Source organism: Lacticaseibacillus jixiensis (assembly GCF_042847315.1).
GTDB classification, from domain to species: Bacteria; Bacillota; Bacilli; order Lactobacillales; family Lactobacillaceae; genus Lacticaseibacillus; species Lacticaseibacillus jixiensis.
Window position 1 is genome coordinate 1 of record NZ_BAAFPR010000007.1, and the last position, 19,740, is coordinate 19,740.

Consider the following 19,740-nt stretch of genomic DNA (forward strand, 5'->3'; position numbering starts at 1 on the left):
ATTGGTATGCCTCGCTTAACTTCTGCCATGGCATTTGATCCGCAAGCTGAACCCACTCGTTGTCTGCACTGAGCGGTGTGCTCAGTGCAGTACCAAAGGATTCAATTGAGAGTTGCGTGACTGTTTGACGATAAACCATGGATAACGCCTCCGATAGGGTTGTGTAAAGTGCATGGGGATTGACGGAATACCGGGAATTCCTATGCATCTATTATACAACGATAACGGGTTAAGGAGCTGTTACAGATAACTTGGACAAATTATTCACCAGCCACTACATTAGTTGTTGTCATAATTCCATTGTTAGCATAATCTCTACTGTTTAATGCTTTGGCGGTATTAAGAGATGGTGTCGTGTTGGCATCATCTTTTGCTGGATTAATGGTTGCCTGCTCCGCCGCGGATACCTGTTGTTGACTATTGTGTATGGTCAGTACTGTTGGTGTGATTAAGCCGATGCTTGTGATGGCGGTCAATAGTATGCTTGATGTTTTGAATGCTTTCATAATTACATTCTCCAATCGTTTGATTAACGCGGCTTCTGTTGCCACGCAGGTTTAAATCTCTGCAATGAAGTTGTTAGCAAGCGCCTTCAATTTTCCAAAATAGCTGGTACCGGTTTGACACAGATTATATTGTACACATCTCCTTTGTATTGGAACACATCATGTGCAAACTTATTATCGCATATGAAAACGCTATTATTACGATTTGTCAGGTTCTCAACATCTAATTTGGAGGAATATGATGAATGACGGCGAATTGATTAGAAGTTTGCGTATTAACCGTGGTCTAACCCAAGAACAATTAGCGAGGAACATTTCGCCGAGATCGACCTTGGCAAGCTTTGAATTAAACGATACTCATCTTCCGGTTCAGTTGTTTATTGCATACTGTCACCGGCTTAACATCAGTCTCGAAGAATATGAATTCATGAGGGAAAACAGCCAATTATCAAGTAAAAGGCATTGCTCAGTGCTTGTCCATCGGAGCTTTGCAGCGCCTTACAATGATGAAATTTCTTGTGAATTATTGCGGAACTATCGTCAGACCAATGACTTTTTCTATTACAGTCTGTATGCTCAATATTATTTAGTTTGTGGATATCGCGCGAGATTACAAGATGTTGACCCTGGATGGTATTCGGTTGACAGCGCTAATGCGATAAAAGAGAAAATCACAACATACCTGGAAACAGTTGATACATGGAATCGGTTTGAAGTGGTATTATTCTATAATTGCTTATTTGTTTTTAGTGAAGAGTACATCAGAGTAAAATTCAAGCGAGTGATTCTCAAAACAAGGGCGTATATAGATAACCCTAACTATTCAAAAGACATCTTGAACTTTTTGCTCAACGGAATACAACTCGCAATAGATCGCAATGATCCAGATAATTACGAATTATTTCACAAAGAACTTCTGGACACTAGTAAAACATACAATGATTTTGCACTTAATTTACATTTGTGCGTATACGATGCAATTATGGCCGGACGTCTCGGGGTTAATGTGACTGATGTTGTTGCAGAGTTAAAATACGTTCTCAAGTTCTGCGGTGCGAGCGAACTCTTAAACTTTCTAGAACAACAATATAAGTAATAAATGAAAGCTGGGAAGATTCAGTCAATAGATATTTACTAACTGGTTATAAATTGCCAACGCTAACACTCATTAGCCAAGATGAAAGCGGTTGACGCAAGCGCTATCGGGCGGTATATTGGCGACAATGAGACATTTGGAGGACGATATGGCAAATTTAAGTTTGAGTTTGTATCACGACAATACTATCGTGGCGGCGGCCAGTGATGACCAAAGTTTGTACTTAGCCACCCATTACGAATACGCGCCAGGGGATTACTATCAGTTGCGCTTGGCGAGTGTACCAGCCTATGTGCAGGTGCAGCTAGACGCGGCGTTGAGCCCGGCGGTGCTGTATATCACTAAGAGTCCGTGGCGCTTTACGATCCCCGTCAATGACCAAGGTGAATGGGGGTATCCTGATAGTGCTTTTGCTGGGTCAGGGCATTATGTGACGGCTAAGTTGGTAGATGAAAGTGCAATAGGTAAGAATGTTGCGGTGAACTCGCATGACCAACACGCCGACACTGGCGCGTATCCGCATGCCAGCGCCAATGCCGAAACGCGCGGGGAGTACGTTTTCTACGCGCGCAACGCAATCGACGGCATCGTGGCCAATCACGTGCACGGGCGCTATCCGTATCAGTCTTGGGGCATCGACAGCCGCGACGACGCGGAGTTCACCTTGGACTTCGGCCGGCCGGTGACCATCGACGGCATCGGCTTGTTGCTGCGCGCCGATTATCCGCATGACTCGCATTGGACGGCGATGACGGTGGCATTCTCAGACGGCTCCGAGTTGCAATTGGCGCCGCAGAAAACGGCAGACATGCAGCATTTTGCCTTCCCAGCCAAAACGGTCACCAGCTTGAAACTGACACATCTGGTCAAAGACGTTGATGCGTCGAGTTTTCCGGCACTGACAGAACTTGAAGTTTACGCAAAGGAGGCGTGATCATGACAGTCACGATGCAACGTTATGGCAGCCTGCGCGGCGAGCCGTTATATGAATTCACCATTCAAAATGCCCACGGAATGCAGGTGCGCCTGCTTAACTATGGCGCCACGCTGGAGTCGGTGTTGACGCCTGATGGTAGTAATTTGATCTTGTCGCTGCCGTCTCCTGAGGATTATTCCAAGGCCCGCAACTTCTTAGGCGGCACCGTGGGCCGCGTGGTGGGCCGCTTGCCAGGCCATGTGTGGCAGCACGGCAACACCGCAACGGTATTGCCTAAAGGCGAAGGCGAGAATGCGATCCACGGCGGCGTTGAAGGCTTGGATACCCAAGTCTTTACCGGCACGTATCGCGATAACACCGTGACGTTTACTTTCTTAGACCCTGCCGGGCACAATCAGTTCCCAGGCAACGTCTTGGTCACAGTAACCTACACCTTGGCTGAAAACGATACGTTAACGTATCACGTGCATGCGGTAAGTGATGAAGCAACGTTGTTTAATCCGACCAACCATGTGTATTTCGCCTTAGACGGGCCGGATTCCACGGTGGACGACACGACGCTGCAATTGGCTTGCGACTATTACGCACCGCTGACTGACGCACACTTGCCAGCAGTCGGCTGGGAGCCGGTGGCAGGCACGGTGTTTGATTTCACCAAGGGCCGCAAGCTGGGCGAAGTGATGCCGCAAGTCTTAGACGGGGCCGGTTTGGATCATCCATTCTTGAATCACAGCGCCCAAGCCGCCAAACTCACCGGCGCTTCTGGCCGCAGCATGACTTTGACCACCACGGCGCCAGCGGTGGTGGTGTATACCGCCAATCACTTTGATCACACCGGCATCGCGCACAACATCGGCGCCCACAACGGGGTCGCGTTAGAAGCCCAAATCGCCCCAGCCGCCGGATACGATTGGTCAGCGATCACCTTGTTGCCAAGCGCCCCATATGATCTGGAAACCAGCTGGCAGTTTGAATATTAACCAAAAAAACCAGAGCGGAGTGGCGCGCACTTAGCGATGTGTATAAGATGGGCTGGCGCTCGGACCGGCTTGTGGTCCAAGTGCCGGCACAACTTGTACGCAATCGCGTTGCGCCACGCAGCTCGACGAAAAAACCAGAGCGAAGCTGAGCGTACTTAGCGGTTAATATGTGGTGTAATGACAGCGGCTTGTTTGTTATAATCAAATCTGGCAACTAGCCCCAAGAGGGGGTGGTCCATTTGACAGACTTCTTCTCTGATATTATCGCCCCAGTCGTGGTGGGGATTGTTCTTGCAACATACGCTGACTGGTTGGATCGGCGTCGATAATTGATCGCAGTTGCTTCTAACCCAACGCCGGAAACGGCGAAAAAAGGAGTCGTCGCTTTGGCAGAAGCGACGGCTTTTTGGCGCCCAACAAAAAAGCGGTCTCTGGCAGGAGGCCGCTATCTGTGAGCCATTTGACAATGACTTCTTCTCTAAACTCATTATAGCATGCCTCGTGAGACTTACAACTTTTAAGCGATTTTGCGTATCATATTTTCGCTGCAGCAGACAGTGGACTTAACTTGTTTGGCTGCTCGGCTTGGCGGAACAGATAAACAAGTCCCTTTTTTCTGTGCGGTGACAACCTTTTCATGGATAATCGGCTGTAATTACCTGATTTGCATGGTAAAATGTAACCGTTGTCGAAAAAGGGGGTGCCGTTGTGGCCAAATATATTTTTACAGCCTTAGACGGCACCTTGTTGAATGATCTGGGAAACTTGACCACTACCACCGCCTTTGCGTTGAATAATCTGGGGGTGCCGCTGTCCATTATCAGCGGCCGCGCGCCTTTTGAATTCATGCCGGTGCTTAAGCGGCTGCAAACCGACGCGCCGCAAATCGCGTTTCATGGTGGGATGATCTTCGCCCCACGCTCTGGTAAGAAAAGTCTGCTGGGTGCTTGGCCGTTGCAGCCGTTGTCGATGATGGCGCTGGTGCGCTCCTTGCTGGCGAGTTTTCCGACTTTAGGGGTGAGTGTCTTTGACGCACAACACGGCTATGCGGTGCGCGAAGCTGCCGGCCAGCGCTATCAGATGCTGGGCAAGAAGCGCTTAGAGGTCACGCCGATGCATGTGTTGTTTAGCACGAAGCTCAAGGAAGTCTATAAGATCAGCTTGATCGCTGAGAATCCAGCCGCGCTGCAAGCGGTGGCGGATTTTGTACATCGTTTGCATGTGCGCGAGATTCGCGTGGTGCCATGCGGGGAGCGGCAGTTGGACATTGTCAGTCGCGATGCAAGACCGACGCGGGCGATTGATTACATTATGACGCGGTATCGTTTGTATGCTGGGGATATTATTTATTTTGGCTGTCATGACGATGAGGTGCGCGCTGCGGATTTTGCCGGGGTGCAAATCGCCATGGCCAATGCCGATGCCAGCCTGCGCGCCGATGCGGATTACATCACCACCAGTAACAACGATAACGGTGTCGCCAAGGCGGTGCAGCGCTTATCGTTATTATCGTTAAATTGATTGTTGGCGATATCGAGTATCGAGTGCATATGACGACATAGAGGTGAAGAACATGAATGAGATCAAAAAAGCGCATCAGGAAATGGATTCGTTTGCTGCAACGCCAAAGCAAGTCGCCGGTACTGACAAATCGGTCCGTGAAGCTAATCAGTTAATTGATCAGTTCATTGACAAGTATATGGACGCAATGAAGTATCTGGAGGAGAAGTAGCGCTTGCAGACCAACCACGACAACGGTGTCGTCAAGGCGGTGCAGCGCTTATCGTTATTATCGTTAAATTAGATGGTCACGCTACCGCAGCGGGGCCTTTTTTGTATATAGGCGCAAATTATGATAAAATATTAATTGTCTAACTAAAATCTAACGAGGTAAAGCCATGGAATGGGATGCAGCACAGTACGATGAACAACACGATTTCGTCTTCAAATATGGCGAGAGTTTACTCGCAGATATGCCCAAGGCGCCTGGTCGGGTGTTGGATATCGGCTGTGGTACCGGCGAGCTGAGCCAAGAGCTGGCAGAAGCCGGTTTTGACGTGGTGGGCATCGACCAATCCGAGGAGATGCTCGATATCGCTGCAGCGCATTATCCAGCCGTTGAGTTCAAGGTAGCAGATATCTTAAACTACGGTGGCAAGCCGGCGCAATATGATGTGCTGTTTTCTAACGCGTGCTTCCATTGGATCAAGGCGCAAGACCGCTTGGCCAACGTGATGCACCGTCTGTTGCGGCCAGAAGGCGTCTTGGTGGCGGAATTTGGCGCGCAAGGCAATATCAAGCAGATCCAAGACGCCTTTGCCAATTCTTTGGCTAAGCGCGATTTGACTTATACCTCACCGTTTTATTTTCCCAGCGAAGACGAGTATCGCGACTTGTTGACGCGCCACGGCTTCTCTGATGTCCAGATCAAAGTCTACTCACGTCCGACGCCGCTGAAAGACGGCAAGGCCGGCTTGCGCAACTGGATCGCTCAGTTCTTCCAAGAAGATTTGGCGCGCGTGCCAGAAGCCGATCAAGCTGCGTTATTTGATGAAATCGATGCGGCTTTGGCGCCAAGTTTGTGGGTCGATGATCATTGGGAAGCCGATTATCGCCGCATCCGCGTCCATGCCGTCGCGTGATTTTGTTAAAACGCATACAAAACTCGTGACAACGCTTTCTATCTCTGCTATAGTACACATAGGGAGGAAGGAGCGCCTCCCTGGTATGTGCGTTTGTGGGATGACGTGCGACGGGTGTCGATGAATCGAGCTTTTTCTATTTAGATGGACCAGGGCCCTTACGGCGGCACCTGGTTCTTTTTTGTACCCCAGAGCGGAGTGGCGCGCTTTTAGCGGGTCGGGTAGCCTAGCTATTGCGCTTGGGACGTACTTTATCCCGAGTGCAATAGCGTAGCTAACCGTACCCGCGTTGCGCCACGCAGCTCGACGAAGACCACAGCGTCTAAGGCGAGGACTTGATCAGGGCGTGGTTTTGGTCAGGCCCGGCCAGGTGTTGCTCCGGCGCGTGGCGCGGCAAGCTGGCGCAGGCTGTGCGGCCGGCTCCAACCACGCTGAAAAGCGCGTGTTTTCCGCCTAAATTCAGAGCCAAGCGCTCGCTTTGCTCGCCTGCTTGTCTCTGAATTTGCCGCGATCAGCACAGCAAGCCTTGCACAACCCGCAAGTCTTACTGTGCTGATCGTTTCACGGCCTGACCAGCTTGCCGCACCACGCGCCTACGCGACACCTAGCCTACAACATCTCAATGAAGCTAATACGTCGTGCGATAAACGGAAACTCATCAATAGACCTAGTTTACGAATAGCCATCAGTTCCGACACAACAGCTAAGTCAAGAAACTTCGAAATCACTAATAAGGTACAAATACGGCAATAAAAGTTTATCCAGTATCGCTATCGCCTGCTCTATCTAAAAGGCGGGTGACAGGATTGTCGCTCATTTTGCTATATTTTTTTCCAGCGCCCGCCGCTATCTATTTTTCGCCCTTAATGATTGTTAACTTTTTCACGGGTTCTGCATTTTGTAAGCGAATCGGCCTGCATTCTGTGGTATCCTATAGGCAAACATTATTGGAGGCGTATACATATGACACAGTTTGGCAGCATTGAGGCTGGTGGGACGAAGTTTGTGGTGGCAGTCGGCAATGAGGATCACGAGATTTTGGTGAAGGAGCAATTCCCAACCACGACGCCTGAAGAAACCTTGACGGCGTGCGTGACGTTCTTCACAGCTCATCCAGTGGCGGCACTGGGGGTGGGTTCTTTTGGGCCGATCGATATCGACAAGCAGTCGGCAACTTACGGGCACATCTTGGCCACGCCAAAGCCTGGTTGGGCAGGTACCGATGTGGTGGGGTATCTCAAAGCCAAGTTGAACGTGCCAGTGGCGTTCACTACTGATGTCAACGCTTCTGCATATGGCGAATATACGCAAGGCGCCGGCAAGGATGTGGATTCGCTGGTGTACTTCACCATCGGTACCGGCATTGGCGGCGGCGCGATCCAGAATGGCGAATTTATTGGCGGCTTAGGCCATGCGGAAATGGGTCACGCTTTGGTGGTGCCGCGGGATGACGATGATTACGCAGGGACTTGCCCATTCCACGGCCGGCATTGTTTTGAAGGCATGGCAGCCGGGCCGTCGATCAAAGGCCGCACCGGGATCCCTGGGCAAGACTTGCCGCGGGATCACAAGGTGTTCACTTTCATCAGTGATTACGTGGCGCAAATGTTATTCAACACTTATCTTAACTTGCGGCCGGCGAAGCTGGTGCTAGGCGGATCGGTGCTTTCCGAAGCGGAATTGCCGAAGATCAAGAAGTTTTTTGACCAATATAATAACGGATATGTGACTACACCGGATCTGGATGATTTGATCGTGTTGTCGCAAATGCCGAATAATTCCAGTGCTACAGTGGGTGACTTCGCGCTGGCCCAACAAGCGCTGGCAGCAATTAAATAACGATAGCGGCAAAAGCCAAATTTAAACCGTGCACAATGTACTTTCTACAGTGCCAAGTTTAGCGATATAATTGTGCCATTAATCAGCAAATTGCAGTTAGGTACAATGCTATCAGGGGGACACAAACGTGCGACGGTTTATTGGACAGCCTAAATTTCGCGGCGATGGCAGCCGGCAGCAGATCGGCTATGAGCTGTTCGTGCGCGAATATGAAGCCGGTCAGTGGCGGCTGCCAGAAGACTTTAATGCGATCACGGCGATCGATATTCGGCGCATGCTTTCTGAGGCGCTGCTGCATATGGATAACCACATTCAACTGTTGTCGTTCAACTTGGAGCAGCGTCAATTCATAGACGCGGATTTCGCCAATGCGGCCCATCTCGTCCAGCAGCGCACGCCGATCGAATTGGTGGTGGAGCTGACTGAACGCAAAGATCCGGCAGTGAACTTGGCGCAGCTGCGCGCCGGAGCCAAGCGCTTCAAAGCCGCCGGGATCGCGGTGTGCATCGACGATGTTGGCACCGAAGGCAACGACGCAGATTTAGTGGCGGCGTTGGATCCGTATATCAACGAATACAAGTTTGCTTTTCAGAACCTGCGGCCGTTTAACGACCTCAGCGATGTGGTGGCGGTGCTTGAGCCTTGGTATCGCAAGGCGGCCAAGTGCGGTAAGCATTTTGCCATTGAAGGCATCGAAACTGCCAGCGGCTTGGCGCGCTTGACGCGTGAGTATCCAGCAGATATTTATCAAGGTTACTTGTTAGGCAAGCCAGGGCTGCTGCCTAAGGGCAATGAGCTGCATTGGAATATTTGATCAAGCACAAGGACCTGTGAAACCGGACACTCGGTTTTCACAGGTCCTTAGTGTTGTAAGGGTTTATGCACCAATAATTCAGATATTGCCTCAAGAGGCCCTGCGTGGTGTAATAGCCTTGAATCGTGACGTGACAACTTAGCGGAGGTAGTCAATTGAATGAAGCAAAGCGCATGTTTCGCCAAGCACAAATCGCGCGCATGCAAGCTGATCAGGCCCAAACGCAAGCCGCTGGGGCCAGTTTATTGCAACAGCTGATGGCCATGCCTGAGTGGCAAGCGGCGCACACCATCGGCTTGACGGTCAGCAGTCCCATTGAAGTGCCGACTGCGCCGATCATTGAAGCGGCAAAGCAAGCCGGCAAACAGGTGCTGATCCCGAAGTGCTTGCCTAAGCGTCAAATGGCGTTCTTGCCAGATCCTGGCGAATCGGCGCGGATCGTCAGCAAGTTCGGTATTCCCGAACCGGCGTACGCTGAAGCACTTGTCAATGATCAGCCTGACTTGCTTGTAGTGCCAGGGATCGCTTATGCCACTGACAGCCATTATCGCATCGGCTTTGGCGGCGGGTATTATGACCGCTTCTTGAAACGCTATCACGGCGTCACTGTGGCTTTGGCGGCTCCGGTGATGGCCTATGCGCCGGCTGAGTGGCCAATTGAAGCCTTCGATGTGGCTTTAGACACCATCTTGACGGTTCAGCCCCAGAAGTAGCCGAGTTGCGTGTAAGTCAGCGGCTGTTGCGGCAAGCGGGCGCGCTTGCGCTTCTTGAAGCTGGCAAAGTCGACGTCGAGTTGTTGATAGGCGCTGGCTACCAGATAAGGAAACGTTGTGTCTGGCAGCACGTGCCAGGTGGTTTTAGCGCCGCCTTCTGCCCCGTGCTCCGGGACATAGGTGCGAAAGTACAAAGCGGCAGTGACGTTGGGGTAGGCGTTAAAGAAGGCACTGACAGCAGTAAGGCGGTCGCTGCGGTTTTGCGCGGCCCAGTCGTTGCGGGTGCTGACGAATAATTGTTCATGGAAAACCGGCAGGCCTGGTTGGCTGCTGGGGATCTGCGGCAGATACGTTAACAAGCGGCGACTGCGCGCTGGCGGATGAGCTTCGCCGCGGTACACTTCTTTGATCAAACCGACGATGAAGCCGATGCCAGCGCGTTGGACAGTTAATGTGTTGTAGTAAACTCGGGGATTTTCTACCATAATCATTCACCTCTTTATTGCCAGTGTAGCGACATTTATACAAAAGTGGTGGTCAAGCCTGTTGATGGCGTGAAAACGCCTTGGCGATGCGGCTTTTATGAAAATAGTTTCGAATCCGGTATGCCGTGAACGTTTTATTTAAAAATGCTTGCAGTTTCGGCGTCAGAGGCTTATGATGAAGCATGTAATCAAGAACAAGTGGATATAAATGCTCACCCAGGCTTTCATCAGTTTGGGACGACCCGTTCGCAGAGGCTTAAGCCTGCTGTGACGGGTCGTTTTGTTCTTGTTCAGGTTTCCCGATGATCCCCCCCAAATCATCATCGAGCAATCAAACTGTGTGCGTATACGAGCCGTTAATTCGGTAATAAGTTCTGCAAGCCAGCCATCGTTATCGATGGCTTTTTTGCTGGCTGGAAACTGGCCTGAATATTCTGAAAATGCTATAGTGAAAATGGTGAATTGTGATGAGAAATGTTGTATGCTTAAACCCAAGAATTTATTGTTCGGTTTTAAGCAGACAACCAAGTAGGAGTTATCCATGGCGTTAGTCGGTAATACATTCTTCTGGAGTTTCTTTTATATGATCGGGTTCGTGGCTTCGGTGGGGCTGCTTGAGGATCTCGGTGGTGAGCTGTCGCAGCATTACCTCAAGCATCGCGTGGCGACGCCTGTGCTGATCGCTTGTTATGTGTTTGCGCTGTTGTTGTTCGTGCGAATGTTGCGCATCTACGGCTCGACATACACGTGGACGGCCAATGCGATCCGCAATGGGACGCTGATCTTTATTTCTAAGCGCCTTAAAGATCGCAAGGTGTTTCGCTGGTTGTTAGTTGCGGTGTTTGCGACGTATTATCCATTTTGGAATTGGGATCTGGCGGCGACAGGCTGGTTTATCGTGACGTTGTTGTTGCTGATCCCGCTGAATGATCACCAAGACTGGATCAAGGCCAATAATCTGCGACATGGCGTGGTGCTGGTGGGGATCAGTTTGATATACTGGCTGTTTGATATGTACAGCTATGGCTATCCGCTGGGCGAAACGCTGGCGGTGACCGCGATGTTCATTGGCGTGCTGGCCATGGCGCATGGTTATGATTATCTGTTGGCTTACCGCAAGCAGGAAACTTCGGCGCTGGCTTATGACAATCAGCATGACGCGTTGACCGGCGTGTACAGCCTGGCCAAGTTCACTGCCGATTTCAGCCGCTATCGCAAGTTGTCGGCTGCAGGCACGATGATGCCGGTGCATTTGGTGATGATCGATATCGATCATTTCAAGCATATCAACGATACTTATGGCCACTTGACTGGCAACGATGTGTTGCGCAGCTTTGCGACAGATCTTGCCGATTACTTGGCCAACTTGAATTTCCCAGCTGAAGCTTACCGCACCGGCGGTGAAGAGTTCAGCGTGCTGATCCACGGTGGCGCCAGCACTGCGCAAGCACAACAGATCGTTGCCGATTACATGAAGCGCCTAAAGAAACTTGAGGTGCAAAGCTCAGGCCACACGATCCACTTAACGATTTCCAGCGGCGTCGCGCGGGTGCAAGCCAAGGATGAGGATGATTCCGCAACAATCGCCCGCGCCGATGCGTACTTATACGAAGCCAAACACGCCGGCCGCGATACGGTTGTGGTAGAAAGTTAAACCCCAGAGCGGAGCAAAGCGCATTTAGCGGGTCAATTAGCCTAGCCCTCGTGCTTGCGGTGTATTATGCCGCGAGTGCGGGGGCGTAGCTAATTGTACCCGCGTTGCTTTGCGCAGCTTGACGAAGAACCCAGAGCGGAGCAAAGCGGTTTTAGGGCGGAGTGTAAGGCAGGATGACGTTTGGGCGGTTTATGCCCAAGCGGCGTCATGACTTACACGCAAGCCCGTTGCTTTGCGCAGCTCGACGAAGAACCCAGAGCGGAGCAGCCCGTACTTAGCGGTGGATATAAGGCGGGATGACAGTTGGGCGCTCTTTGCCCAATTGGCGTCACGACTTATATCACGCCGCGTTGGGCTGCGCAGCTCGACGAAGACCACAGCGTATCAAGCGGGGACTTTCGGCAAGGCCCCGGCCAGGTGCTGCTTCGGCGCGTGGTGCGGCAAGCCGGCGCAGGCTGTGCGGCCGGCTCCAACCACGCGAAGTGCGCGTGTTTTACGCCTAACTTTTGAGCTTTGCGCTCGCTGGCGCTCGCCTTGCAAATCTCAAAAGTTGCCGCGTGCAGTGTCAGGTGAGCCTCGCAAAGTGCGCGGTCTCACCTGACACTGCACGTTTCACGGCCTGACCGGTTTGCCGCACCACGTGCCTACGCAGTACCTGGCCTACATATTCGAATTAGGATACGAGCACACAGCTTCCATCAGTTGTTCTCATGGCGGCTGTCATGATATACTTAAGCCATGCAAAAACACCGTGCATCGCACGGTGTTTTCGGGACAAATCGTCCTCGCAAGGTCGCTAGAAGAGCGATGGTCATATTATTGCTAAGCTAAAGCCGCATCAACTGGCCAAGTTGAATGAGTGCGGCTTTTTGCTTGCTTACTTTTCCCAGAAAGTTCGGGCTGCCTGTACGAGCTGGCTCAAGGATCGAACCAACTTGGTGGCTTTGCGAACACTGAAGTTCAGTGCATCGCAGTAGTAGCCTACCAAATAGATACAGGCAAGAATGGCTGCGTGAATGCAACCAATCGTAAACAATACAGATCTCCTTTCTTTCAGGATGTCTGGCATTATCTGCCATCGCATCACCTACTTTCGTCAGAAGACCACCGCTCATATCACTTCTTGCTTTAGATAGTTTAACATGAAAACCGTCAATTAACTAATTATTAGTAAGCTAATTAATACATACATAGACGTTTATATTAACCAACAAACATTGACGTGTGTGTGAATCAAAGCTCGACTTGTAAACCCAGTCACCACAAGTCTGACGGGATATAACACATTCCATTAGGTAATATGCGCGAGGCTGAGACATAAAGCGGTTGTGCCAATAACGCAAGCTGCTCTGCACCACGATTCGCACTATGAATCGCGGTACAGAGCAGTTTGCGTTACTTGGCGTTGCAAAATGTCTCGCGACTGTGTGACCTATGTCTTGGTAACTTTCTAATGCGCGGCAAAAGTTGTGCAGGACACGAACATCAAATACCGAACCAAACGCCTCTTTTTTGCAATGCATAATGCATGAGCAGGAATTCTTGCATACGATTTGCACGAATTTCTAGTTCCACAGAATTGTGGTATAGGCTAGAAACAAAGGGAGGCGGTTGAGTGAACGCAGAGCGACTGACAGATCTGAGACACGAGCATCCACGATTACGCCAAGCCGATGTGGCCGAAGTATTGGGCATCGGCACCAGTACCTATTCCATGTACGAGCAAGGTTTGCGCGAGCCGGATGACGAAACCAAACTTAAGCTGGCGCGATATTTTGGCGTGTCGGTAGATTATTTGGTCGGCAACAGCGACTTGCCAACGGCCGCGCCAAGGCATGCCGTTGACACCGAGCTCAAAGCGCTGCGCCATATGCTGCGCGATGATACTGCTGCAGTTACTTATGCTGACCAGCCTTTGAGTCAACTTTCGCGCCAAGCGCTGGCGGCTTTGATCGAAGGGGTGTTAGCCGCGGCTGATGCCTTAGAAGCTATCGAGCGCACTAAAGAATAATATGCCAAAGGCCACCGACGTTGTTGTCGGTGGCCTTTTATAACTTAGTATAGGCTTTGCAGATATGGTTTGATCAGCGATACCACATCGCCTGAGCTGGCGTTTTCTAACATCGCGACAGTTAAATACGTGTTGTTATCGGCGTCCATGGCGACGACGAAGCCATTTTGTTTGCCGTCGGTGTCTTGTTTCTGCTTGAGCTCGGCGGTGCCGGTTTTGGCGGCGATGGTGTGGCCGCTCATTTGCAAACCGTGCGCGGTGCCGTTGGCGTCTGATACCACATGGACCAAGGCCGCTTTGACGGCTTTGGCGCTTTCGGCTTTGACGACGCTGGTGCGCGTGGCGTTAGCGCCTTTGATCAAAGTCGGCTGCTGCATGATGCCGGAATTGGCAATGGCGCTGTACATGGCGGCTTGTTGGATCGGCGACAGCAGCAATTGGCCTTGGCCGTATGCGGTGTCGGCTAACAAGGTACTGCTTGCGAGTTTGCCGGAGTTTGAAATTGATGCGTCGTGCATATTAAGCGGCACGTTGGCTTGGGTATTGAAGAATGGGGCGAGGCCTGCGAGGTATTTGGCTTGGCCCATTTTCAAGGCCACTTGGGCAAACCAGATGTTATCGGAATTGACCAAAGCCTGTGTCATATTTTCTGGGCTGGCGTCAACGGTACGGGTGACTTGGTAGCTGCCCCAGCTGCTGGATTGCTGCCACTTCAAGCCGGAAATCGACTTGGTGGTGTTAGTTGTGATGGTGCCGTTATCCAGCGCAATGGCGGCGGTGAGCATTTTGAACGTTGACCCTGGGGCATAACGCTGCGTGTAGCGGCTGACAAAAGGCAAGGCCTTGTTGTTGGCATATTGATCGTAGTCGCTTTGACTGATACCATTGACGAACTTATTGGGATCGTAGCTGGGGCTGGAGGCCAAGGTCAATAATTCGCCGGTTTGCGGATCCATCGTCACGACACTGCCGGCCTTGTTGTCTAGTTTTGTGTAGGCGGTTTTTTGTTTGGCGGCATCAATGGTCAAGGTGAGGTCTTTGCCGGCTTGGGCCTTGGTTTTCAATAAGGTGCGCACGTTGTTGCCGTTTTGAATGGTGATGGTGCCGCCATTGTGCCCACGCAATTCTTTGTCGTAAGTTTGTTCCAGCCCGGCTTTGCCGACGTTGCTGTCGGCGGCTAAAGTCGGGTCTTGTTTGATGTCATCAGCAGTTGCGGTGCCGACATAGCCGATCAATTGCGCCGCGGCAGCGCCAAGCGGATAGGTGCGGCTGCCAATCGTCTTGTAACTGGCACCAGTCAAAGTCGGGGTTTGGGTGACGACTTTGACTGGGACAAAAGTGTCGTCGCTGACCCAGCTTTGCTTGAGCAAGGTTTCCAAGCTGCTGACTTTCACCGACCAAGCGGTGGCGATTTTCTGCAAGTTGGCAGTGCGCGCGCTGCCGCTGCCTAGTGCATTTGGCAGCAAGCCGGCTTGGATGACGGTGCCATTCTTGGCTAGCAGCTGATGGTTGCGGTCATAGATCTGCCCGCGCGTGGCGTTAAGGGTCGTGATTTGAACAGTGTCTGAAGCGCCCATTTCCGGCAGCAGCATGCTGGGATCCCAGCGCACGCGCCAAGCATCGCCGACTTGCTTGATCGTGGTGGTGTAATGTTGCGCCTTGAGCTTGCCGATGGTGGTGGTCATGTTGGCGGTGAAGCTTAAGGTGTAGGTGGTGGCGTTTTGCTTGGTGGTATTAAGCTTTGAAAGCTTGATGTGACTGGCGCCGATGCGGTCAAACACCGCCTGATTGCGCGCCACCAGCGACTTGGTGGTGTAATGCCAGCCGGTGCCTTTGAGGTGCGTTGTGTCGACGTAACTGCTCATTGATTTGTATTGTCTTGCGGCAAAAGCTTGCGTGTAGTCTCTTGCGGTGCGGGCAACAGCTTGTTGTTCTTGGACTTGTTGGTGGTGGCGAAACCAGAAGAAGCCGCCGCTTGCGATGACGACAACGGCAATGACGCTGCCAATGATGGTATAAGTTGATTTGCGCATTTTGATCTCCTTGAGGTGAGCAGTCGGTCGAGAAGTTATGATTCCATTGTACCCGTTCTTGTACACATAATGATAGGGTCAGTCAAACATCAGCGTAGGCCTGCACAAGCAAATGCGCGTAGAATAGAAGAGAAAGCAGGTGAGCGTATGGAAATATTGCCGTATCGGATCTACGAACACGAAGCGCCAACAGGCTTGCGGGTGCTGATCGATCGCGTGTGGCCGCGGGGCATCAGCAAAGACAAAGCCGCGTTAGATGAATGGGCCAAGACCATCGCGCCAAGTACCGAGTTGCGCAAGTGGTTCGGCCATGATCCAGCGAAGTTTGAAGAATTTACAACGCGTTACCAAGCTGAACTCGATGCCAACCCAGCCACGGCTGAGTTTGTCACGATGCTGCAAAACAGCGGCGCTCAGCGCGTGCTGCTGCTGTATGGGGCTAAGGACACTGAACACAATAATGCGGTGGTGCTGAAAGCATATCTGGAGAACCAGAGCGGCGCAAAGCGGGTTTAGTGGACATGCTTGCGGCGTATTTTGCCGGCGAGTGCGAGCGCGTAGCTAATTGCACCCCCGTTTCAGCGCGTGAAAATCCCAGTACCATGCAAGCAGAATTTGACCAGATGGCGTTTTGTCAAAATGTTGGATAGTCTTACACGAGCACGTCTGCGAAATCAGGAAGATTTTGCAGGCGTATTTATCCTCACTGCTGAATGAAATTTGAAGGGATATAGATATAAGCTGTTTGAGCTGCGTCCACTGCCGGAGCGCGTCTTCTTTGCCGTCTGATTGCTACGTCATCTTATCTCATTACACTAAGCGGCAGAATAAGACCGGTCCGCGGGAAATCAAGCGTGCTTTGGTTCGAATGGATGACTGGCTGAAACGAAAGGGGAAATGGTAATGGCTGACTTTGACAATTTCAAGCAAAAGATGGATGCAGTTTTTCCTGCTGCAGAAATGGAAGTTATTGATACGCTTGCGACTTTGCATGCTGAACGATTAAAGCAGGGGTTATCTCAGCGGGAACTCGCCGACCGGATTGGGATGAAGCAGCCGCAATTGGCAAAAATTGAACGTTTGGATTCTATTCCTTCGCTTGCAACCCTAAATCGCTATGCTGCTGGATTGGGACTAAAAGCTGATCGTAACTGCTTAAAGTTGAGATAAATGTTCCGTTCACGCTGCATTTTGACGATTCGGCGGAAGGTGCTTAAGTTAATTAAAGGCAGGGATATCAAGCAGTGTTGCCCAATCATCCAAACAGCGCCACCTCGCGATTCACATTGAATTGCGGGGTGGCGCTTTGTTTGGGTTATTTGCTAGTGCGCTTGCGATATTGCAGCGGGGTTTGGCCCACTAACTTCTTAAACAGCGTTTGATAATAACTTTGATTGGCAAAGGCAAAATAAGCTGCAATGTCAGCGATCGGCATCTGCGAATAGGCCAAGAGCTCTTTGGAGGCGTCGATGCGGCGGTTGTTGATGTAGTCAGGCAAGTTGCGATGAGTTTGCTGCTTGAAGCGGCTGGAGAGATAAGTGGGCGACAAGTTCACGGCTTGCGCTAAGATGGTCACGGTCAGCTTCTGGTTCAGGTGGTTTTCGATGTAAGTCAAGCAAGCCACGATGGTCGGGTCTTTGACATGCAAGGCCTGGCTAGCGCGAACGCGTTGGCAATAATCGAGCAGCATGGCGTTGGACACGGTGGTTAAGGATTGGCTGTCGGCAACGCCTTCGATTTGTTCGATATAAAATCCGCCTAAAGCATAGCAGGTGTCGGCATTGGCCCCGCCGCTGATGGCGGCGCGCATGCACAAAGAGTTCAGGATGATCGTGGCGTTCTGGTAGTGACGCAACATGGTGGGGCCTAGGCGCTGCAGTTGGTAATCGGTGGTGTTGATGTAGGTTTTCAATTCATCAAGCAAGCCGTGGCGGACATAAAGCGCGATGCGGTCTTGCATATCAGGTTGGGGACGCTTAGGCGCGATCAGTTGCGCTTGTTTGTAGGCGGTCAGTTGCTTGCGAATTGCCTCCAGCGTCTGGTCGAGATGCTCTTGCGGCAGGATCTCTTGGGGGGTGATCACCGTATCGTTGTAGATTGCAGCCAAAGTCGACAGCGCCTTGAGAATGGTTTCCAGGCCCAACATTGGCGTTTGACGAATGAAGGTCGCAGCATGCGGCGCCAGTTTCGGCATGAATTTGCGCACCCGGTTTTCAAACTCGCGATAGTCGCGATCGTTTAAGGCACACAACTTGCCCGGGCCCACGATGATCAAGTCACTAGTGCTGCGCACATAACCATAACAGATGAACGCCTGATCGAAGCGGCAGCTGACTGGTGGGGTGTCAGGCGTCAACAAGCTGGGTTGGAGCTTCAAGAAGTCCGTATAGTCGCCCACCGGCGCGATAAATGATTCGATCAAGGCCGCATCGGCTGTGCGATAATGTAACAATGGCACATTGAAGGCGTCGGCCAGTAATGGCAGAAGATGATGTTGAGTCGCAGGCTGCATGATATTACCCCTTTGATGAAATGCGTTGGATTTTATAATATTTCGCATGAATTATAAAGAATCCGGTTACATTATATAATATCCTGAAAGCGATCACAAAGAAAGGTCGGTTGAAGCAATGGAAAAGAAAATCGCACCAGCAACGCAGCCGGCACCAGCTGACACTAAACCAGCCGAGAAGTTTCCATTAGGGAAATTCTTCGCTTGGAAGGGTCGCGACGTGTCGCTATCAGGGTTGCAAGTCATCGTCACCAGCTACTTGTTGCTGTTTTGTACTGATGTTCTGCAGTTATCGCCGGCATTCGTCGGCGCGTTATTGATGATTTCCAAGTTTATTCAAGCCGTTACGCAATTATTTGCCGGCTACATTGTCGACAATACGCATACCAAGTTAGGCAAAGGGCGGCCTTGGGAGTTCTGTATTATCGGCGCTTGGCTGTGCACGATCTTGCTATTCAGCTGCCCTCCAGGCTGGAGCACCGTCGTGAAAAGCGCCTGGATCATCGTGATGTATTTCTTCATTTTCTCGATTTTCAACTCGTTGTTGTTTGCCGGTGAGACGCCATACATGTTGCGGGCTTTTCCCAGCCGCGATCAGGTGATCAAGGTCTCATCATTCGGCGGCATCGTCACGATGCTTGGGGCTGTGGTGGTCAGCACCAGCTTCCCAGTTGCCATGGGCTATCTCGCCACTTCTGATGGCGGCTGGCGCACGCTGATCTTGATTTATGGGATCCCGTTGATGCTGATCGGGGTGTTGCGGCTGATCTTTGTGCCGGAGCATCACATCGAATTGCCTGGGCATGAACAAGATCGTGTTTCCGTCAAAGATATTTGGCGAATGGTCAAGACGAACAAGTACGTCTGGGTCTACGCCGGGATCATGGGGATGTTTAACGTGATCCAAGGGATGAATATTGCAGCACAGTACTTCAAGTACGTAGTGGGCGACATTCGCTTGCAAGGCATCATGGGTGTGTTATCGATCGTGATGCTGCCGGTCATGTTCGTCTTTCCTAAGTTGATGAAGAAATTAACGGTGGCCAATCTGATTCAAGTGGCCGCGGTCGTTTCTGCTGTCGGCTACATCATCTTGTTCTTTGCCGGCAAGAATATCCCAGTCTTGATTTTCGGGAACATCTTGATCAGCCTGCTGGTCTTGCCGCTGTCTTACATGGGCAACGTGATCATCATGAGCTTGGCCACATATAACGAGTCATTGGGCTTGCCGCGGATGGAAGGCAGTACCAATGTGGCTGTGGGCTTGGTGAACTCGATTTTCAACGGGTTAGGTACCGGCTTGATGGGTGTCTTGTTGTCCGTTGCCGGCTACGTGGGTGCCAAAGCGATTCAGCCGGCCAGCAGCTTGTTGATGATCCGCAGCATATACGCGCTGATCCCGTTGGCAGCAACGTTATTGATTATCGTGTTTGCCGGCATTTTCTCCAAGTTGGAACGCAAGATCCCAGCCATCGAAGCCAAGCTCAAGCAACAAGCCAAGCAATAGGAGGATATTAC

19 protein-coding genes are annotated in these 19,740 nt (G+C 51.3%); 15 read left to right on the forward strand and 4 right to left on the reverse strand.

What is annotated here, in order from left to right:
• Nucleotides 1–260: 260 nt before the first annotated feature.
• On the reverse strand, nucleotides 261–506 hold the full coding sequence (locus ACGG90_RS05895) for a hypothetical protein (RefSeq protein WP_390407046.1): 246 nt from the start codon (nucleotides 504–506) through the stop codon (nucleotides 261–263).
• Nucleotides 507–747: 241 nt separating this feature from the next.
• Here ACGG90_RS05895 and ACGG90_RS05900 point away from each other — a divergent pair, with 241 nt between their 5' ends.
• From ACGG90_RS05900 to ACGG90_RS05945, 10 genes are all read left to right on the forward strand, one after another.
• Complete coding sequence (locus ACGG90_RS05900) at nucleotides 748–1,602, forward strand: helix-turn-helix domain-containing protein (RefSeq protein ID WP_390407048.1); 855 nt, start codon at nucleotides 748–750, stop codon at nucleotides 1,600–1,602.
• 148 nt (nucleotides 1,603–1,750) lie between these two features.
• Nucleotides 1,751–2,536, forward strand: a complete 786-nt coding sequence (locus ACGG90_RS05905) for a DUF7402 domain-containing protein (protein WP_390407050.1) — start codon at nucleotides 1,751–1,753, stop codon at nucleotides 2,534–2,536.
• Between the two features lie 2 nt (nucleotides 2,537–2,538).
• A complete protein-coding gene (locus ACGG90_RS05910) occupies nucleotides 2,539–3,519 on the forward strand; it encodes an aldose epimerase family protein (protein ID WP_390407053.1) in 981 nt (326 codons plus the stop codon).
• A gap of 230 nt (nucleotides 3,520–3,749) precedes the next feature.
• Nucleotides 3,750–3,848, forward strand: a complete 99-nt coding sequence (locus ACGG90_RS05915; RefSeq protein ID WP_390407056.1) for a type I toxin-antitoxin system Fst family toxin — start codon at nucleotides 3,750–3,752, stop codon at nucleotides 3,846–3,848.
• Nucleotides 3,849–4,227: 379 nt separating this feature from the next.
• Entirely contained in the window at nucleotides 4,228–5,040 is an 813-nt protein-coding gene (locus tag ACGG90_RS05920; protein ID WP_390407059.1) for an HAD hydrolase family protein, read from the forward strand.
• A gap of 52 nt (nucleotides 5,041–5,092) precedes the next feature.
• Nucleotides 5,093–5,251: a hypothetical protein gene (locus tag ACGG90_RS05925; RefSeq protein ID WP_390407062.1), complete on the forward strand. Its 159-nt coding sequence runs from the start codon at nucleotides 5,093–5,095 to the stop codon at nucleotides 5,249–5,251.
• A 166-nt stretch (nucleotides 5,252–5,417) separates the two neighbouring features.
• Entirely contained in the window at nucleotides 5,418–6,161 is a 744-nt protein-coding gene (locus ACGG90_RS05930; RefSeq protein WP_390407064.1) for a class I SAM-dependent methyltransferase, read from the forward strand.
• A 963-nt stretch (nucleotides 6,162–7,124) separates the two neighbouring features.
• Nucleotides 7,125–8,000: an ROK family protein gene (locus ACGG90_RS05935; protein ID WP_390407066.1), complete on the forward strand. Its 876-nt coding sequence runs from the start codon at nucleotides 7,125–7,127 to the stop codon at nucleotides 7,998–8,000.
• 127 nt (nucleotides 8,001–8,127) lie between these two features.
• Complete coding sequence (locus tag ACGG90_RS05940; protein ID WP_390407069.1) at nucleotides 8,128–8,814, forward strand: EAL domain-containing protein; 687 nt, start codon at nucleotides 8,128–8,130, stop codon at nucleotides 8,812–8,814.
• A 173-nt stretch (nucleotides 8,815–8,987) separates the two neighbouring features.
• Nucleotides 8,988–9,527 carry a 5-formyltetrahydrofolate cyclo-ligase gene (locus tag ACGG90_RS05945; RefSeq protein ID WP_390407411.1) on the forward strand — a complete coding sequence of 180 codons (540 nt, stop codon included), beginning with the start codon at nucleotides 8,988–8,990 and terminating at the stop codon, nucleotides 9,525–9,527.
• Here the strand turns inward: ACGG90_RS05945 and ACGG90_RS05950 are convergent.
• On the reverse strand, nucleotides 9,512–10,012 hold the full coding sequence (locus ACGG90_RS05950; RefSeq protein ID WP_390407072.1) for a hypothetical protein: 501 nt from the start codon (nucleotides 10,010–10,012) through the stop codon (nucleotides 9,512–9,514). The genes ACGG90_RS05945 and ACGG90_RS05950 overlap by 16 nt on opposite strands.
• A 541-nt stretch (nucleotides 10,013–10,553) precedes the next feature.
• Between ACGG90_RS05950 and ACGG90_RS05955 the strand changes: the two genes are divergently transcribed.
• Together ACGG90_RS05955 and ACGG90_RS05960 are read left to right on the forward strand one after the other, a co-directional pair.
• Nucleotides 10,554–11,666: a GGDEF domain-containing protein gene (locus ACGG90_RS05955; protein ID WP_390407075.1), complete on the forward strand. Its 1,113-nt coding sequence runs from the start codon at nucleotides 10,554–10,556 to the stop codon at nucleotides 11,664–11,666.
• 1,615 nt (nucleotides 11,667–13,281) lie between these two features.
• A complete protein-coding gene (locus tag ACGG90_RS05960; protein ID WP_390407077.1) occupies nucleotides 13,282–13,677 on the forward strand; it encodes a helix-turn-helix domain-containing protein in 396 nt (131 codons plus the stop codon).
• Between the two features lie 44 nt (nucleotides 13,678–13,721).
• On the opposite strand, the gene pbp4 is transcribed toward ACGG90_RS05960, so the two are convergent.
• The gene (pbp4, locus tag ACGG90_RS05965) at nucleotides 13,722–15,710 is read right to left on the reverse strand and encodes a penicillin-binding protein PBP4(5) (protein ID WP_390407080.1); all 1,989 of its coding nucleotides are present in this window, start codon (nucleotides 15,708–15,710) and stop codon (nucleotides 13,722–13,724) included.
• Between the two features lie 147 nt (nucleotides 15,711–15,857).
• On the opposite strand from pbp4, the gene ACGG90_RS05970 reads away from it, so the two are divergent.
• Together ACGG90_RS05970 and ACGG90_RS05975 are read left to right on the forward strand one after the other, a co-directional pair.
• Nucleotides 15,858–16,226, forward strand: coding sequence for a DUF488 domain-containing protein (locus ACGG90_RS05970; RefSeq protein ID WP_390407083.1), 369 nt, complete (start codon nucleotides 15,858–15,860; stop codon nucleotides 16,224–16,226).
• A gap of 417 nt (nucleotides 16,227–16,643) precedes the next feature.
• Nucleotides 16,644–16,880, forward strand: a complete 237-nt coding sequence (locus ACGG90_RS05975) for a helix-turn-helix domain-containing protein (RefSeq protein WP_390407412.1) — start codon at nucleotides 16,644–16,646, stop codon at nucleotides 16,878–16,880.
• Nucleotides 16,881–17,025: 145 nt separating this feature from the next.
• On the opposite strand, the gene ACGG90_RS05980 is transcribed toward ACGG90_RS05975, so the two are convergent.
• Nucleotides 17,026–18,222, reverse strand: coding sequence for a helix-turn-helix transcriptional regulator (locus ACGG90_RS05980; RefSeq protein ID WP_390407086.1), 1,197 nt, complete (start codon nucleotides 18,220–18,222; stop codon nucleotides 17,026–17,028).
• Nucleotides 18,223–18,340: 118 nt separating this feature from the next.
• On the opposite strand from ACGG90_RS05980, the gene ACGG90_RS05985 reads away from it, so the two are divergent.
• Complete coding sequence (locus ACGG90_RS05985) at nucleotides 18,341–19,729, forward strand: MFS transporter (protein ID WP_390407089.1); 1,389 nt, start codon at nucleotides 18,341–18,343, stop codon at nucleotides 19,727–19,729.
• Nucleotides 19,730–19,740: the final 11 nt, after the last annotated feature.

Bases quoted from the DNA above. Each gene is read 5' to 3' on its own strand.
- ACGG90_RS05895 (WP_390407046.1), bottom strand. From the start codon at position 506: ATGAAAGCATTCAAAACATCAAGCATACTATTGACCGCCATCACAAGC.
- ACGG90_RS05900 (WP_390407048.1), top strand. From the start codon at position 748: ATGAATGACGGCGAATTGATTAGAAGTTTGCGTATTAACCGTGGTCTA.
- ACGG90_RS05905 (WP_390407050.1), top strand. From the start codon at position 1,751: ATGGCAAATTTAAGTTTGAGTTTGTATCACGACAATACTATCGTGGCG.
- ACGG90_RS05910 (WP_390407053.1), top strand. From the start codon at position 2,539: ATGACAGTCACGATGCAACGTTATGGCAGCCTGCGCGGCGAGCCGTTA.
- ACGG90_RS05925 (WP_390407062.1), top strand. From the start codon at position 5,093: ATGAATGAGATCAAAAAAGCGCATCAGGAAATGGATTCGTTTGCTGCA.
- ACGG90_RS05930 (WP_390407064.1), top strand. From the start codon at position 5,418: ATGGAATGGGATGCAGCACAGTACGATGAACAACACGATTTCGTCTTC.
- ACGG90_RS05935 (WP_390407066.1), top strand. From the start codon at position 7,125: ATGACACAGTTTGGCAGCATTGAGGCTGGTGGGACGAAGTTTGTGGTG.
- ACGG90_RS05945 (WP_390407411.1), top strand. From the start codon at position 8,988: ATGTTTCGCCAAGCACAAATCGCGCGCATGCAAGCTGATCAGGCCCAA.
- ACGG90_RS05950 (WP_390407072.1), bottom strand. From the start codon at position 10,012: ATGGTAGAAAATCCCCGAGTTTACTACAACACATTAACTGTCCAACGC.
- ACGG90_RS05955 (WP_390407075.1), top strand. From the start codon at position 10,554: ATGGCGTTAGTCGGTAATACATTCTTCTGGAGTTTCTTTTATATGATC.
- pbp4 (WP_390407080.1), bottom strand. From the start codon at position 15,710: ATGCGCAAATCAACTTATACCATCATTGGCAGCGTCATTGCCGTTGTC.
- ACGG90_RS05970 (WP_390407083.1), top strand. From the start codon at position 15,858: ATGGAAATATTGCCGTATCGGATCTACGAACACGAAGCGCCAACAGGC.
- ACGG90_RS05975 (WP_390407412.1), top strand. From the start codon at position 16,644: ATGGATGCAGTTTTTCCTGCTGCAGAAATGGAAGTTATTGATACGCTT.
- ACGG90_RS05980 (WP_390407086.1), bottom strand. From the start codon at position 18,222: ATGCAGCCTGCGACTCAACATCATCTTCTGCCATTACTGGCCGACGCC.
- ACGG90_RS05985 (WP_390407089.1), top strand. From the start codon at position 18,341: ATGGAAAAGAAAATCGCACCAGCAACGCAGCCGGCACCAGCTGACACT.